This window comes from Micromonospora sp. NPDC057141 (assembly GCF_042670805.1).
Taxonomy (GTDB): domain Bacteria; phylum Actinomycetota; class Actinomycetes; order Mycobacteriales; family Micromonosporaceae; genus Micromonospora.
On the sequence record NZ_JBHUVA010000047.1, the window covers coordinates 35,537 to 51,106 of the forward strand.

The 15,570-nt window shown below is 73.0% G+C and carries 15 protein-coding genes and 1 pseudogene; 5 read left to right on the forward strand and 11 right to left on the reverse strand.

Annotated features, from left to right (window positions below; all coding sequences use genetic code 11):
• Positions 1–214: 214 nt before the first annotated feature.
• A complete protein-coding gene (locus tag ACFT41_RS21765) occupies positions 215–1,975 on the reverse strand; it encodes a thiamine pyrophosphate-binding protein (protein ID WP_377589533.1) in 1,761 nt (586 codons plus the stop codon).
• Entirely contained in the window at positions 1,968–3,092 is a 1,125-nt protein-coding gene (locus tag ACFT41_RS21770) for a Vms1/Ankzf1 family peptidyl-tRNA hydrolase (RefSeq protein ID WP_377589534.1), read from the reverse strand. The genes ACFT41_RS21765 and ACFT41_RS21770 overlap by 8 nt, the downstream gene beginning before the upstream one ends.
• Positions 3,093–3,304: 212 nt before the next feature.
• On the opposite strand from ACFT41_RS21770, the gene ACFT41_RS21775 reads away from it, so the two are divergent.
• A complete protein-coding gene (locus tag ACFT41_RS21775) occupies positions 3,305–3,841 on the forward strand; it encodes a hypothetical protein (protein WP_377589535.1) in 537 nt (178 codons plus the stop codon).
• 36 nt (positions 3,842–3,877) lie between these two features.
• On the opposite strand, the gene ACFT41_RS21780 is transcribed toward ACFT41_RS21775, so the two are convergent.
• Positions 3,878–4,216 carry a DUF3817 domain-containing protein gene (locus ACFT41_RS21780; protein ID WP_377589536.1) on the reverse strand — a complete coding sequence of 113 codons (339 nt, stop codon included), beginning with the start codon at positions 4,214–4,216 and terminating at the stop codon, positions 3,878–3,880.
• 182 nt (positions 4,217–4,398) lie between these two features.
• Between ACFT41_RS21780 and ACFT41_RS21785 the strand changes: the two genes are divergently transcribed.
• Positions 4,399–5,877 (forward strand): glutamate--cysteine ligase, encoded by a 1,479-nt coding sequence (locus tag ACFT41_RS21785; protein WP_377589537.1) that lies wholly within the window; start codon positions 4,399–4,401, stop codon positions 5,875–5,877.
• 55 nt (positions 5,878–5,932) lie between these two features.
• Here ACFT41_RS21785 and ACFT41_RS21790 read toward each other — a convergent pair whose 3' ends face one another.
• From ACFT41_RS21790 to ACFT41_RS21815, 6 genes and pseudogenes are all read right to left on the reverse strand, one after another.
• Positions 5,933–6,970, reverse strand: coding sequence for an RICIN domain-containing protein (locus ACFT41_RS21790; RefSeq protein WP_377589538.1), 1,038 nt, complete (start codon positions 6,968–6,970; stop codon positions 5,933–5,935).
• Positions 6,937–7,683 (reverse strand): alpha-L-fucosidase, encoded by a 747-nt coding sequence (locus ACFT41_RS21795; protein WP_377589539.1) that lies wholly within the window; start codon positions 7,681–7,683, stop codon positions 6,937–6,939. Before ACFT41_RS21795 ends, ACFT41_RS21790 begins: the two co-directional genes overlap by 34 nt.
• Positions 7,684–7,693: 10 nt before the next feature.
• Entirely contained in the window at positions 7,694–8,074 is a 381-nt protein-coding gene (locus ACFT41_RS21800; RefSeq protein ID WP_377589540.1) for a VOC family protein, read from the reverse strand.
• Positions 8,075–8,192: 118 nt separating this feature from the next.
• Positions 8,193–9,118, reverse strand: a pseudogene (gene bla, locus ACFT41_RS21805) (class A beta-lactamase).
• The gene (locus ACFT41_RS21810) at positions 9,115–10,329 is read right to left on the reverse strand and encodes a helix-turn-helix domain-containing protein (RefSeq protein WP_377589541.1); all 1,215 of its coding nucleotides are present in this window, start codon (positions 10,327–10,329) and stop codon (positions 9,115–9,117) included. The pseudogene bla and the gene ACFT41_RS21810 overlap by 4 nt, the downstream one beginning before the upstream one ends.
• The gene (locus tag ACFT41_RS21815) at positions 10,316–10,480 is read right to left on the reverse strand and encodes a hypothetical protein (RefSeq protein ID WP_377589542.1); all 165 of its coding nucleotides are present in this window, start codon (positions 10,478–10,480) and stop codon (positions 10,316–10,318) included. The genes ACFT41_RS21810 and ACFT41_RS21815 overlap by 14 nt, the downstream gene beginning before the upstream one ends.
• A 317-nt stretch (positions 10,481–10,797) precedes the next feature.
• Here ACFT41_RS21815 and ACFT41_RS21820 point away from each other — a divergent pair, with 317 nt between their 5' ends.
• Both ACFT41_RS21820 and ACFT41_RS21825 read left to right on the forward strand, forming a co-directional pair.
• Positions 10,798–11,034, forward strand: coding sequence for a GntR family transcriptional regulator (locus ACFT41_RS21820; RefSeq protein WP_377589543.1), 237 nt, complete (start codon positions 10,798–10,800; stop codon positions 11,032–11,034).
• A gap of 175 nt (positions 11,035–11,209) precedes the next feature.
• Complete coding sequence (locus ACFT41_RS21825) at positions 11,210–11,560, forward strand: hypothetical protein (protein ID WP_377589544.1); 351 nt, start codon at positions 11,210–11,212, stop codon at positions 11,558–11,560.
• Between the two features lie 372 nt (positions 11,561–11,932).
• Here the strand turns inward: ACFT41_RS21825 and treZ are convergent, their stop codons facing one another.
• Both treZ and ACFT41_RS21835 read right to left on the reverse strand, forming a co-directional pair.
• Positions 11,933–13,666, reverse strand: coding sequence for a malto-oligosyltrehalose trehalohydrolase (gene treZ, locus ACFT41_RS21830; protein WP_377589545.1), 1,734 nt, complete (start codon positions 13,664–13,666; stop codon positions 11,933–11,935).
• A complete protein-coding gene (locus tag ACFT41_RS21835; protein ID WP_377589546.1) occupies positions 13,663–13,839 on the reverse strand; it encodes a hypothetical protein in 177 nt (58 codons plus the stop codon). The genes treZ and ACFT41_RS21835 overlap by 4 nt, the downstream gene beginning before the upstream one ends.
• Before the next feature lie 219 nt (positions 13,840–14,058).
• On the opposite strand from ACFT41_RS21835, the gene ACFT41_RS21840 reads away from it, so the two are divergent.
• The gene (locus ACFT41_RS21840; protein WP_377613963.1) at positions 14,059–15,477 is read left to right on the forward strand and encodes a glycosyltransferase family 4 protein; all 1,419 of its coding nucleotides are present in this window, start codon (positions 14,059–14,061) and stop codon (positions 15,475–15,477) included.
• Positions 15,478–15,570 lie beyond the last annotated feature (93 nt).

The window sequence follows — 15,570 nt, forward strand, 5'->3', positions numbered from 1 at the left end:
TCCGCCGTGAGGTCCGGGCGCACCGTGTGCGCCGGTCCCGACCCGCCTCGTTCGCTCACCACGCGGCCCGGCTTCCCGTCCCGATGGGGTCTAAACGGGGCATCCGCCACCGGACGTGCCCGCTGGGCGGGTCGTCCGCACCCCGACCGCGTGTCGGACGCAGGGGGCGGTGTCCCCTGCGTCCGACACGCGGCCCCGAACCCCGCTGGACCGGCTAGACCAGGTCCTCCGCCTCGACGGCGACCTGGTTGTCGAGCATCCGCTCGCGGACCCGCCGGGCCGCGTCGCCGCCGGCGAAGAGGCCGCGCAGGTCCGCCAGGGCCGGTTCCGGGGGGCGCAGCGCGACGGTCGGATCGACCACGGCCTCCAGCACGCTCGGCCGGTCCGCCGCGAGGGCCTCGTCCCACGCCGCGCCGACCAGGTCCGGCCGGTCCACCCGGACGCCGTGCAGGCCGAGCAGGCGGGCCCATCCGGCGTACGGGACGTCGGGGCGCCGGTCGGCCACCCCGGCGGGCGGGCGGCCGTCGCCCACGCCCGAGTTGTCGCGGTCGTTGAGCACCAGCACGACCAGCCGGGGGTCGGACCACTCCCGCCAGTGGTGGGCCACGGTGATCAGCTCGGCCAGCCCGTTGAGCTGCATCGCGCCGTCGCCGGCGAGGGCCAGCACCGGCCGGTCGGGGCGGGCGAGTTTCGCCGCCACCGCGTACGGCAGGGCGCAGCCGGTCGAGCCGAGGGTCCCACAGAGGTGGGCGGTGACGCCGGGCGGCAGCTCCAGGTGCCGGGCGTACCAGTAGACGATCGAGCCGACGTCGACGGCGACGGCCGCCTCGCGGGGCAGCCGGGCGGAGAGTTCGTGCAGCACGAGCTGCGGGTTCACCGGCTGCGCGGGTTCGGCGGCGCGGGCCACGGCCGCCTGCCGCCACCGGTCCACCGACGCCTGCACCGTCTCCCGCCACGCCCGCCGGGGCCGGTCCGGTACGCGGGCCAGCAGGGCCCGCAGCGTCTCGGTGGCGTCGCCGACCAGCGGCACGTCCACCGGGTAACGGTTGCCGATCCGGCGGCCGTCGATGTCGATCTGGACGGTGCGGACCTGGCCGGGCAGCGGGTAGTAGTCGGTCCACGGGTCGTTGGTGCCGACCAGCAGCAGGGTGTCGCAGCCGCCCATCAGCTGGGCTGCGGCGGTGGTGCCCACCTCGCCGAGCACCCCGGTGTGGAAGGCCAGCCGCTCGTCGAGCACCGGCTTGCCGAGCAGGCTGGCGGCCACCCCGGCGCCGAGCCGGTCGGCCAGCGCCACGATCTCGGCGGCCGCGCCGTGACCGCCCTGCCCGACGAGGATCGCCACCCGGTCGCCGACGCCGAGCAGCGACGCGGCGGCGGCCAGGTCGGCGTCGTGCGGCAGCACCCGCGCCAGGGGCTCCCCCGGCGTCGCCGACATCACCCCGGCGAACTGCGGGACCAGGTCGGGCACCGGGGCCACCTGCACCTCGCGGGGCAGCACCACACAGGTGGGGCTGCGGGTCGCGGCGGCGGTGCGGAACGCCTGGTCCAACACGGCGGGCACCTGCCCGGGTGTGCGCCCGTAGCGGACGAACTGGTTGCAGACGTCGCCGAAGAGGCGGCTCAGGCCGATCTCCTCGTGGGCGCCGCCGAGCGGGCCGCCGATGTCCTCGCCGACGATCGCCACCACCGGTTTGCTGTCCAGCTTGGCGTCGTACAGGCCGTTGAGCAGGTGCACCGCGCTGGGGCCCTGGGTGGCCAGGCAGACCCCGATCTCGCCGGTGAACTTGGCGTGCCCGCTGGCCATGAACGAGGCCGTCTCCTCGTGCCGGGCGGGGACGAACTCCGGGTCCCCGCCCGCGCGGTCCAGGGCGGCGACGACCGGGGCGACGGCGGCGCCCGGACATCCGAAGGCGCGCGGCACCCGCCAGGCCCGCAGCCGCTCCACCACCAGGTCGGCGACCGTACGCTCAGCCATCTGACCGGCCGGGGGTGGCGGCGTCGACGTAGCGCAGCACCGCGCCCACCCCGTCGGTCAGCTCGGGCGCCTCGTCGGGGGCCAGCACGGTCAGCTCCGCATCGGTGCCGACGAGCGCCCGGACCAGGGCCGCGTCGGCGCGTACCCGCTGGGGGTCGGCCACCGACACGGCGGTGAGCTGGCCCGGGTCGGTGGCGATGTCGGTCGGTTCGGGGCCGATCCACAGCTGCGCCGTCGACGACGGGTCGTCCACGATCAGCATCGTGTCGACCTGGTTGCGGCGCAGCGCCGACACGACGGCGTCGAGGCCCGCCCCGACGTCGGTCTGCACGCCGAAGCGGTCCAGCGTGGCGGTGACCCGCTGGTCGGCCACCTCGGCGATGGTCTGCACGGTGATGTCGTCCATCAACGCCTGGTCCGCCCCGGCGTGCCGCGACCCGGCGTCCGTGCGCACCAGCACGTCCTGCCAGCGCTCCGGCAGCTGGGCGGCGATCATGCCGGTGGCCCGCACGTCACCGGCGACCACCACCACCTCCGCGCCGACCTTCTCGGCCAGTTCCACGGTGGCCGCCGCCGCGTCACCGGCGTTGTGGTGCCAGGCCTCCACGGCGGCCCGCTGGTAGCGCGACTGCGACCAGCCGCCCGAGTTGACGCGGCGCAGCAGGAAGTCCTCCCGGCCGGTGACGTGGGCGCGGCGGGGCACCCCGCCGGCGCTGACGGCCACGGCGTCGGCGCCGCTACGGTCGGCCAGCACCCGCACCCAGGCGACCTGTTCGCCGCGCTGGGCGAGCAGCGGCATGGTGTGCGGCAGCTCCGTCACGGCCGCCAGGTCCCGCAGCGGCGGCGCGGTCAGGTATTCGGTGAGCACCGCCCGGCCCCGGGTGGCGAACACGGCGATGCCGTAGTCGCCCGGCATCGGGTCGTGACCGCGGACGACCCGTTCGACGGCGTCCACGGTCGGCGCGTCGGCGCCCTGCTCCAGCAGTCGCCCCCTGAGGGCCCGCCAGCGCAGGTCCAGCGCGGGGCGGGCGTCGTGGGTGTCCCGGGAGGCGTCCAGGTAGACCGAGCACCACGGCCCGGGACGGTCGTAGAGCGGGCGCAGGAAGGACAGCTGCATGCTCGACCCCTTTCCGACTCGGCCCCCCGCTTACCCGCGCCGGTCGCCTTGTCACCTGACCCGGCGGCCCTGCTCCTGCCGGCGGCCCCGCCTCTCCGCCGGACTCGCCACGGACGTGACTCGCGTTCATTCATGTCGTTCGGCGGCATCTCCCGATACGATCGGTGTAGGAAATCGGACTCTCCGTGGTGAACGACTCTCGGTGGTGGACAATGGACAGCGACCTCGACTATCGGCGGATCGCTCGCCCGACGCAGCGGATCGTCACCGGCCGCGTCGTCCGGTTGCTCGACGGCTACCCGCGTGAGCTGAAGATCGGCCAGCCCGTGCTCGTCGCCGTGGTGACAGCCGCCAGCGTGATGGGGCTGCTGCTGTTGGCGTTCCGCTCGCTGCTGTCCAGCGGCGGTGGCGGTGCCCGGCGCACCTGGAAGGAGCTGCGCAAGGGGCCGGAGTTCCTGGTCACCCCGCTGCGATTGCGCGACTCCAACGAGCAGCTGTGCGAGGTGGAGCTGCACGGTCACCTGCCGCAGAGCGCGCTGCACCCGGCCGACTGGGTGCAGATCACGCTGAAGCCACAGGATCCCGACCTGCCGCCCCGGGTCGAGCAGATCGTCAACCTCACCACCGGGCAACTGCTGCGCCCCCGCCACGCCACCGTGTGGACCCACCTCGGGCCGCCACTGCTGCTCCAGGCGGTGCTGGGCGCGCTGCTGGTCCTTGTGGTCGGCGCGGTCGTCCTGCTCACCTGAGGCTCTGCGGCAGCCGGCACGAAGCGCCGGCGCCGGTCAGCCGACCGGGGTGAGGGGGCGGTCGGTTTCGGGCGCGGTGCGCAGCATGCCCCGCCTCGCGGCCCAGCGCTCGAAGACCAGGGTGGCGAACGGCGGCACGGAACAGGCCAGCGCCACGAGGGTCGGCCACGTCCGCCACCGGTGCAGCCGGGCCACGACCAGCACCAGCACGCCGTACGCGACGAAGAGGCCGCCGTGGATCGGGCCGAAGATCTGCACGCCGATCTCGTTGCCCGGCGGCCCGTACTTGACGGCCATGCCGACCAGCAGCGCCAGCCAGGAGCACGCCTCGGCGATCGCCGCCGCGACGAACAACTTCGTGATCTTCTCGCGCATCGCCACTCCCCCACCGGTTGCCGGCCATGCTAGCCAGCCCGCCCGTGCCCCAGCGGGGCGGGAGGCCGAGGCGACGGGGATCACGCGGGCCGCAGGTGGGTACGTAGCAGGACCTTCGGGTCTTCCCCCGGGCCGCCGAGGCGTGCGAGGTTGGGGGAACCAACGGTGACAGGGCGGTGACCATGGGCGAGGAAGTCGGGGCGCGCACCTTCAGTCGGGAGGACCGGGCCCGCTACCGGGAGAAGGTGCACCGGTGCCTGGACGTCTTCGCCGAGATGCTCCGGGAGTCCCGGTTCGACGTCGAGCGGCCGATGACCGGGCTGGAGATCGAGCTGAACCTCGTCGACGAGGAGTCCATGCCGGCGATGCGCAACGCCGACGTGCTCGCCGCCATCGCCGACCCCAGCTTCCAGACCGAGCTGGGGCAGTTCAACGTGGAGATCAACGTCGCGCCGCGCCGGCTGGCCGGCGCGGGCACCGCCGCGTTCGAGGAACATGTGCGGGCCAGCCTCAACGCCGCCGAGACCAAGGCCCGGGGCGTCGGCGCGCACATGGTCATGATCGGCATCCTGCCGACGCTGCGCCCTGAGCACCTGACCGCCGAGACGCTGTCGGCCAACCCGCGCTACCAACTGCTCAACGAGCAGATCTTCGCCGCGCGGGGCGAGGACCTGCGGATCTCCATCAGCGGGGTGGAGCGGCTCGCGGTCACCGCCGACACCATCACCCCGGAGGCGGCCTGCACCAGCACCCAGTTCCACCTCCAGGTCAGCCCGGCGCAGTTCGCCGACCACTGGAACGCCGCCCAGGCGGTCGCCGGCATCCAGGTCGCCCTCGGCGCGAACTCGCCGCTGCTGTTCGGCCGGGAGCTGTGGCGCGAGACCCGCATCCCGCTGTTCCAGCAGGCCACCGACACCCGGGCGGAGGAGATCAAGGCCCAGGGGGTACGCCCCCGGGTGTGGTTCGGCGAGCGCTGGATCACCAGCGTGTTCGACCTGTTCGAGGAGAACGTGCGCTACTTCCCGGCGCTGTTGCCGGTGTGTGACCCGGAGGACCCGGCGGAGGCGCTGGCCCGGGGCGACGTGCCGAAGCTCGCCGAGTTGCGGCTGCACAACGGCACCGTCTACCGCTGGAACCGACCGGTGTACGACGTGTACAAGGGCCGCCCCCACCTGCGGGTGGAAAACCGGGTGCTGCCCGCCGGCCCGACCGTGCTCGACACCGTCGCCAACGGCGCGTTCTACTTCGGGCTGGTCCGGGCCCTCGCCGAGTCGGACCGGCCGCTGTGGTCGCAGATGTCGTTCAGCGCCGCCGAGGAGAACTTCACCAGCTGCGCCCGGCACGGCATCGACGCCCAGGTGTACTGGCCCGGCCTCGGCTACCTGCCGGTCACCGAGCTGGTGCTGCGCCGGCTGCTCCCGCTGGCCCATCACGGCCTGGACCGCTGGGGGCTGGACCCGGCCGAGCGGGACCGGCTGCTCGGGATCATCGAGCAGCGCTGCCTGACCGGCCGAAACGGCGCGACCTGGCAGGTGGAGACGCTGCACCGGCTGGAGTCCGCCGACCACCTGGACCGGCCGGAGGCGCTGCGCGAGGTCGTCCGGCACTACGTGGAGCTGATGCACAGCAACCGGCCGGTCCACGAGTGGCCGATCCCCTGACCTCGCGGGCCCGGCGCCCGGCCCTGCCTCGGCCGGGCACCGGCCCACGCAAGCGTCACGACGCGGTGATCAGCCACTGTTGGTGGGCCGCCGCGGCGTACGCCCCCTGGACGATGTTCGCCCCGTCGGCCGTGCCGGCGGCGGCGACGCCGAGGGCGAGGGCGCTGAGCCGGTTGGTCACCAGGTACGTGCCGGTGGCGACCGGGGTGATCGCCCAGTGCTGCTGGAAGACGTCGTCGTCCGCCCACAGTGCGACGTTGCCTCCGTCTGCGCGCGACAGCCCCGCCACCTCCATGAGCTTGTCGGCGGCCACGCTGCGAATCTTGAAGTAGCCGTCGCCGGTGGCGGTGAAGGTCCACCGCTGGCTGTCCGCATCACGCCAGGTGGCCTGTGCGATGTTCGCGCCGTCGCCCGTGCCGGCGACCTCGGCGACCCGGCCGCTGTGCCGGGCCTCGATCCGGTAGGTCCCCGTGGTCAGCGGCAGCCGGGAGATCAGGGCGGGCCGGTTACGCCGGCCGCCGATGTGCAGGCCGCTGACGTTCACGTAGTCGTCGGTGCCGGAGTGTGCCTCCAGCCGCACGAAGCCGACCTTGCGCGGCGACCACTCGGCGATCTTGGTGGGCAGGTCGCCGGCCCAGGTGCCGCGGGCCGCCTCGGTGAAGGTGATCCCGTCGACACTGGTGGAGATCGTGTACGAGGTGATGTCACCGTCGGTCAGATAGTTGCGGTTCCACTGCTTGGGCAGGTACTCCAGGGTGGAGACGTTGCTCCACACTCCGCCGAGGTCGACGGTGACGGCCTGCGGCAGCGGCAGGCGCCACGTCGACCAGCAGGTCTCGAATCCCTTGTCGCTGAGCCCGTCGATGGCGCGCAGCGGCCCCTCGTTGCCGAAGGAGCCGGTGGCGTACGCGTTGACCGGGGTGACCGGGTGCTCGCAGCGCCTCGGCTGCGCCGGCAGGCTCGGGCGGTCCTTGGGCCGCCAGGCCGCGCCCACCTCGGCGAGCCGGGCGACGATGTTGTCGTCGAGGCGACCGTCGCGGTTGGGCGGGCAGTTGAGGATCAGCGACGTCCACTTGGGTTCCAGGTCCGCCACGGCTGGGACAGCCCGCCGTGGTCGATCATGACGATGTTCGGTTGCAGGGACTTCACCAGGTTCCGGACCTGCTGGTACGACACCGCCTGCTGGCCCATCTGCCAGGCGTACCCGTCGGTGATGAACATGTCGATCGGCCCGTAGCCGGTCAGCAGCTCCCGGATCTGGCCGAGGATGTAGGTGACGTCGCCGGGCTGGATCACCTCGCCTGCCCCGACGCCGTGCCGGGTGTCGTACGCCTCCACGCCGTGGCTGCGGTCCCAGATGGAGAAGTAGATCCCCACCTTGAGCCCGCGCGAGCGGAACGCCGTCACGTACTGGTCCACGATGTCGTGCCGGTAGCCGCTGTTGGCGACGGTGTTGTCGGTGAACTTCGACGGCCACAGGCAGAACCCGTCGTGGTGCTTGGTGGTCAGCACGCCGTAGCTCATCTTCGCCGCCACGGCGGCGTCCACCCACTGCTCGCAGTCGACCTGCGGCGGCACGAACAGGGCCGGGGACTGGTGCGGCCGCGCCCACTCCTCGTCGGTGAAGGTGCCCAGGCTGATGTGGTTGAACATGCCGAACCGCAGCCGCGCCACGTCCCGCAGGCGCCGCTGCGCGGCGTCGGTCGACTCCCGGCCCGGGGACCCCGCCCACGCCGCCTGTTCCGCCGCCCCGGGCAACGCCACGGTCGCCGCGGTCGCCGCCGTGACTCCCGCCGCAGACAGCACGAGTTCCGGATCAGAGTGGGTCGAGGCGGGCCTTGAGCAGGCAGAACTCGTTGCCTTCGGGGTCGGCCAGGACATGCCACTGCGCCTCGCCCGGCTGGCCGATGTCGGCCGGGCGGGCACCGAGCTTCAGCAGGCGTTCGAGTTCGGCAGCCTGATCGCGGTCGGTGGGGTTGACGTCGATGTGCAGCCGGGACTTCCCCCGCTCCGGCTCGTCCCTGCGAACGAGGAAGAGCGTCGGCTGTGGACCGCCGAAACCTTCACGCGGCCCGATCTCCACGTAGTCGCCGTCCTGGCGATCGAGCACGACGAAGTCCAGGACCTCGCACCAGAACCGCGCCAGCAGCTCCGGGTCGCGGCACCCGAGCACGAGCTCACCGATACGACATGCCATTGACGAGACCTTCTCTCAGCCGGGGACCTGCCGGGGAGGCCACCGCGGATCTCAAGGCCCGGGCGGCGAAACGATCCGGCGATCGTACCGGGGCGAGGTGGGCGCGGGCGAAGCAGTTTCAGCCGGCACCGCGCAGCGCGCCGACCGTCACCCGGGTTGCCTCGGCGATCAGCGCGTCGTCGGGCTCCGCGTCCTTCGCGTCGCGGCGGGACATGACGGCGAGCACGATCGGGGCACCGTCGGGTGGCCACAGCACGGCGATGTCGTTGCGGATGCCGTACCCGCCAGCCCCGGTCTTGTCGCCGACCCGCCAGCCGGCCGGCACGCCGGCCCGGATCAGCGTCGCCCCGGTGGTGTTGCGCCGGAGCCAGTCGACCAGCACGCTCCGGTCGGCGGCGGACAGCGCGTCGCCTAGCGCGTACGCCCGCAGGGAGGTGGCCATGGCGCGGGGCGTGCTGGTGTCGCGGACGTCGCCCGGCGCGGCCTCGTTGAGGCTCGGCTCGGTGCGCGCCGGGTCGGTGACGGTGTCGCCGATGCCGCGCAGCGCCCGCGCGAACCCGGCGGGGCCGCCGAGTTCGGCGAGCATCAGGTTGGCGGCGGTGTTGTCGCTGTGGCGCACCGCCGCGTCGGCGACCGCGCGCAGGGTCATCCCGCCCGTGACGTGCCGCTGCGTGACCGGGGAGTGCGGCACCAGGTCGGCCCGCGCGTAGCGGACAACACGGTCCAGCTCCGCGTCCACGTGGCGGCGAGCAGCGCGCCGGCCGCGAGGGCCTTGAACGTCGACGCGTACGCGAACCGCTCGTCGGCCCGGTGGGCGAGCGTGCGCCCGGTGCCCGTGTCGACCGCGTACACGCCGAGCCGCGCGTCGAACCGCCGCTCCAGGGCGGCGAACGCCGAGGTCGGGGTGGACTCCGTCGGGGTGGACGGCGCGGGGGAGGTCGGCCCGTCGGCGGCAGGAACCTCGCCCGCCGGGCAGCCCGCCAGGGGCCCGGGTGCAAGCACGAGCACCGCCACCACGACCGACCGCCGGAAGAACCCGATCACGAACCGCTCCCCCCATCTCCCTCGCGGGACAGGCCGACCAGCGTCGCCAGGCGGGCCACGCCGGCCGGTGCCGGGTGCGCCGACGCGACCTCGGCGAGCACCGTACGCGCCGCCGGCCGGCACCGGACCTCGGCCGGCGCGACGCGGTCCGCGTCGACCAGCGCCCGCCCGGCCCCACCCTGATCGCCAACCTGAAGGTACGCCCGCGCGGCGTCCACCAGGTACGCTGCGCGGTGCTCGGCGGGCAGCAACAGCCACGCGTCCCGCCGTACCACCTGCTCGTGCCGGGCCACGGCCGCCCGGGCGTCGCCCAGCTCGACCGCCGTCACCACCCGAGCAAACTCGACGGCGACCGGCCCGAAGCCGGTGCGGTGCGGGTCGTCGGCGGCGACCCGGGCGGCGACGCCGTCGGCCCGGTCGGTCAGCTCCCCGGCCCGGTGGGCGTCGCCGCAGCCGGCGGCGGCGAGTGCGGCCTGGAGCAGCAGCGCCCCGTGGACCGCCGTCGCCGCCTCCGACACCGCCGACCCCGCCGACGCCGCCTCCGGCCCGGGTGCGGGTGCGATGCGGTGCACGGCGGCCACCGCCGCCACCAGCGCCAACCGGTCGTAGCCCAGCGCGCGCAGCGCCTGGGCGGCCGAGACGGTCGCCGCCCCGGCCAGCACGCGGTCGCCGCCGGCCACGGCCACCGCCCGGTCGGCGGCCAGCCAGCCGAGGTCGGCCTCGCCGAGCTTCACCAGCACCGACGACGCGATCCGGTACGCCTGCACCAGCAGCCCCGGCTCCGCCGCCCGCACGCCCTGCGCGGCGGACAGCAGCCCCGGCAGCAGCCGCACCACCTGCGCGTAGTGCCCGTGCTGGTAGGTCAGCCAGGCGTGCGCCACGTGCCGGCCCGTCTCCGCCGCCGACGCCATCGGGTGCGGCACGTCGTAGCGGGCGAGAGCCGCCCGGATCCCGTCCACCCCGTCCAGCCGGCCCACCCTGGTCGACTGCGGCGTGCGGCGCTCGCCGAGCAGCACCAGCGGATCGACCCGCAACACCTCGGCGACCTGCTGGATCACCGCGTACCGGTCCAGCGCGCGCACGCCCCGCTCAACCTTGTCAACCCAACTCTTCGACCGGCCGAGCCGGTCGGCGAACATCTGCTGGGTAAGCCGCCGCCGCACCCGCCAGCGGGCGACCCGACGACCGATCGGCTCGTCAACGCTGGTCACGCCGCCACCGCCGGTCCGGGACCGCCCGCGTGGAGTCCTCCACGGGTACGCGTTCCGCCTCGGCCATGGCGAGCAGCCGCTGCCTGGCCGCCTCCCGCTCCGCCTCCTCGGCCTGTTCGCCCCGGCTCACCGCTGGTTCGTCACCGCGCATAGGTGCCTCCATCGACAGAAGGGCGGCACCACGGCCCACCTCTGGTTGCGGCCCTCACGTGCCTGAGCACGCGGCAGGGGCTGGCCTCGTCGCGCCGGTCGGGGGTCGCCCGACTGCCCTTTGGCACTCGGTTCACCTGCCACGTAGTCAACGGGCCTACCCGGACGCTGGTACCACTTCCATCTGGACATGCCGCTCCTTGTTGAGCATCCATCCCTGGCGCAGCTCACTCTACTGACAAAGTAAGCAGAGTGAGCACTGTTGAAAGAAGTGACATACTGGACATGGCTATCGGTGCAGACTGATCTACTAGGCTGATGAGCGGCTACATCCCGACCTTCCGAGTCGTCATCAACGACATCAGGAAGTCGATAGCTTCGGGGCAACTCAAAGAGGGAGACAAGCTCCCCTCCCTGCCGGAACTAGCGGAAAAGTACGATTGTTCCATCGGAACAGTAAGACGTGCGATCGAACATCTTCAAATCACCGGAGAGCTTCAGGGTCGACAAGGTAAAGGAACCTACGTAACCGGAAAACTGCCGGAGGGCTCCTGACTTTCGAGCACTACGGGGTCACCGAGCCGGTGATCGACCGTACGATGCAGGTGCTACGGATCAAGGGCATGCCCGAGACGCTTCCGGGCGCAGGGGTCCTCGTAGCCAAGTATCACCAGGCCACCCTGCGGGTGTCCTGCCTGGCAGTCTGCGTTCAAAGGGCTAGGCTGAGCGCGTGGGAGGCACGCCGATCCGCGCCGCCCGGCGGCATCAGAGCCGACCGGGACGCAGCGCCCTGGTCGCCGATGACCTCGCCGCCCTGAGCGGGCCGACCCACGGCGTCGTGGAGCTGCCCCACCGTCTACTCTGGCGCCCCGACCGACAGGTCGACCTTGATCACGAGTGGGCGCTCACCGCGATGTACGAGACCGTGCTGACCGAGGCGGTGCACGTTGACGAGCTGTGCGCCTGGCTGGACGGTCCAACCCTGATCCGGGTGTGGAACGATCTCTACCTGCCGCGCGGTGTACGCCGCGCATGGGAGGACCACCATCCGGTGCTGCGTCAGGTCGCGACCGCCGCCTAATGCCCGATTTGAGCCATGTGTCGAAGTGCGGGAGACGCACGGCAACGTGCCTGGCGGCAGGCGAACGTGATCGCCACCGACGCAGAACCGACTGCCGTCCTGACGATAAACGGAGACCCAGTAGATCTTGGTAGATTTAGGCCCCCAGAAGGGCCATTTGGTACCAAGATCTACTGGGTCCCGAAGCGTTCCGGGTTGGCATCCGTGATCGTGTGCTGTTTATGGAAAACCCGCCCGGCGTGTCGTCTCACAGATCATCAAGCGATCACGCTCAGCCAGCACATCGTCACCTCGGTCCGGACAGGCCGAGGTGCCGACCGGTGAAGCACCGAGCGCCCAGCTCCACCGGGATGGAGCACCGGCCCGCTCCCGTCACAGCGCCACCACCGCCGCCGATTCCGGCGGGAGTTCGATGCGGTCGCGGGTCACCGAGACGCCCTGGCCCGTCGCCAGCAGCACCCGCCGCGCCACCCCGGGCAGGGTGATCCGCTGCGGCCTGCCGGCCAGGTTCGCCACCACCATCCGCTCGCCCCGGCGCATCACCAGGAACTGGTCGCCGTGCCGGACGTCCACGGCGTCCAGCCGGGGGTCGGACAGGTCGGGGTCGCTCTTGCGCAGGGCGATGAGCCGCCGGTGGAAGTCGTACATCCGGCGGTGTTCGGGTTTGTCCAGCTCGGCCCAGTCGAGCCGGGAGCGGACGAACGTCTGCCGGTCCTGCGGGTCCGGGACGTCGCCGGGCGGCCAGCCGTGCGCCGCGAACTCGCGCCTGCGCCCGGTGGCCACGGCGGTGGCCAACTCCGGCTCCGGGTGGCTGGTGAAGAACTGCCACGGGGTGCTGGCCGCCCACTCCTCCCCCATGAACAGCATCGGGGTGAACGGGCCGGTGAGCAGCAGCGTCGCGCCGACCCGCAGCAGTGCCGGGGTGAGCGTCGCGGAGATCCGGTCGCCGGTGGCCCGGTTGCCGATCTGGTCATGATTTTGCAGGTACGCCACGAAGCGGTGCCCCGGCACGCGCTGCCGGTCGACGGGTCGGCCGTGGCTGCGTTCGCGGAAGCTGGACCAGGTGCCGGCGTGGAAGAACGCGCCGGTCAGCACCTGCGCCAGGCACTCCAGGGAGCCGAAGTCGGCGTAGTAGCCCTGCCGTTCCCCGGTGAGCAGGGTGTGCAGGGCGTGGTGGGCGTCGTCGTTCCACTGGGCGTGCAGGCCGTAGCCGCCGGCCTCGCGGGGCGTGACCAGCCTCGGGTCGTTGAGGTCGGACTCGGCGATCAGCGACAGCGGCCGGCCCAGGCGGGTCGACAGGGCCTCCACCGCCACCGCGATCTCCTCCAGCAGGTGGGTGGCGCGGGTGTCGGGCATGGCGTGCACGGCGTCGAGGCGCAGGCCGTCGACGTGGTAGTCGCGCAGCCACATCACGATGCTGTCGACGATGTAGCGGCGTACCTCGTCGGAGTGCGGGCCGTCGAGGTTGACGGCGCGGCCCCAGGTGTTGCTCCGCTCGGTCAGGTACGGCGCGAACATCGGCGCGTAGGCCCCGGAGGGCCCGAAATGGTGGTGGACGACGTCGAGGATCACCCCCAGGCCCTTGGCGTGGGCGGCGTCGACGAACCGTTTCAGCCCGTCGGGGCCGCCGTACGGTTCGTGCGGGGCGAACCAGCAGACCCCGTCGTACCCCCAGTTGTGTTCGCCGTTGAAGGCGTTGACCGGCAGCAGCTCGACCAGGTCGACGCCGAGGTCGACGAGGTGGTCGAGGCGCTCGATCGCCGCGTCGAAGGTGCCCTCGGGGGTGAACGTGCCGATGTGCAGCTCGTAGAGGATGCTGCCGGGCAGCTGCCGGCCGGTCCAGCCGGCGTCGCCCCAGCGGTGGGCGGCGTGGTCGTAGCGCCGGCTCGGCCCGTGCACCCCGGCGGGCTGCCACGCCGAGCGGGGGTCGGGCAGGGCCCGGCCGTCGTCGCCGAGGACGAACGCGTAGTCGGTGCCGGGGCCGGCGCCGGGCACCTCGACCCGCCACCAGCCGCCCGTCCCGGGGCGCATCTCGTGGTCGGTGTCGCCGGCCAGCCGCAGCCGGACCCGGGCGGCCTCGGGTGCCCACACGGTGAACTCGGTCATGCGGCAGCCTCCACGGGGGCGGTGGGTGCGAGGAGGGCGACGGGAAGAGTGTCGAGCAGATCGTCCAACAGCAGCTCAGCCCCACTGTAGACCTGCCCGGTGAACACGTCGGTAACACTGTTGCCGGGCAGCGCCAGCCGGGTGCGCCAGCCGCCGGCGCGGGCCAGCCGCACCGGCAGCCGCCGTTCCCACCCACCTGATACCGACTGGACCTTTGGGTGGTGTCCGTCACCTTGGGCCCTCTCAGGATGCGGTTCGGGCCCGGATGCCCTTTCCTTGATGCGGGGGCGTGCGCAAGCACGCGTTCCCGCTCGGCCCTCGGCCACCCCACCATGCCCTGTCACGCCGCCATCGTCGCCGGCGCGTTCCACCCTGCACGGACGGAGTTCGATGTGACGACCCTGCGGGCCGGCGAGCAGACCGCCACCGCCACGGACCGGCCCTGCCGGCCCAGCACCACCTCACGGTCCCAGACCCCGCAGCCTCAGCTCCCGCAGCCCGCCGGGTCCGGGGTGCCCCCGCAGACCCGCCGCATCCTCATGCTCTCCTGGGAGTATCCGCCGGTGCTCGTCGGCGGCCTCGGCCGCCACGTACACGCCCTCTCCGTCGCCCTCGCCGCCGCCGGCCACGAGGTCACCGTCGTCACCCGCCACACCGAGGGCGCACCCCTGGAGGAGTACGCCGACGGCGTCCGCATCCTGCGCGCCGCCGAGGACCCCGTCACCTTCCCCCTGTCCACCGGCAGCCTCCTCGCCTGGACCATGGCCTTCAACCACACCCTCACCCGCGCCGCCCTACGCGCCACCGAATCCGGCACCTACGACGTCATCCACGCCCACGACTGGCTCGTCGCGCACACCGCGATCACCCTGCGGGACCACCTCGACATCCCGCTGGTCAGCACGATCCACGCCACGGAGGCCGGCCGGCACCAGGGCTGGCTGCCCGAGGAGATGAACCGCACCATCCACGGCGTCGAGCACTGGATCAGCGCCGAGTCCAACCGGGTGATCGTCTGCTCGGGATACATGCGCGACGAGATCGGCGCGCTGTTCGACGTGCCGGCCGCCCGGGTCGACGTGGTGCCCAACGGGGTGGAGCCGCACCGTTGGAAGGTGCCGACGTCGGCGGTCGCCTCGGCACGGGCCCGGTTCGCCGGCGACGGTCCGCTGGTCACCTTCGCCGGCCGGCTGGTCTACGAGAAGGGCGTGCAGCACCTGCTCGCCGGGCTGCCCCGGCTGCGGGAGCGGCACCCCGGGCTGCGCGCGGTGATCGTCGGCGACGGTCCGTACAAGTCGGCCCTGGAGGCCGAGGTGCACCGGCTCGGCCTCGGCGGCACGGTCAGCATGCCGGGCTTCCTCGGCGGCACCGACCTGCCGGCGGTGATGGCCGCCTCGGACTGCTTCGCGGTGCCGAGCATCTACGAGCCGTTCGGCATGGTCGCCCTGGAGGCCGCCGCGGCCGGCGCGCCCCTGGCGGTCGCCTCGACGGGCGGCCTGGCCGAGATCGTCGAGCCGGGCGTCACCGGGATGACCTTCCGGCCACACGACCCGGACGCGCTGACCGAGGCGGTGCACGCCCTGCTGTCGGACACCGAGCGCGCCCGGGCGCTCGCCCGCCGGGCGCGGACCATGGTGCACGAGCAGTACGGCTGGGCGGCCATCGCGCGCCGCACGGCCGGCGCGTACGCCTCGGCGATCGCCAAGGCCCCGGCGTTCACCGCCGAGCGCGCCGAGCGGCGGATGAGCGGAGGCGGCGGCCCGCTGCGGGTCGCCGAGGGCAACCTGCTCGCCGCCGCCGGCCTGCGCTGACCCCCTCCCGCTCGGGACGGCCCGTGCCGCTGCGCCCGGCCGCACGTCAGCCGTTGTCAAGAAGGGGCCCCTGCTCTACCGAATGCGTAAACA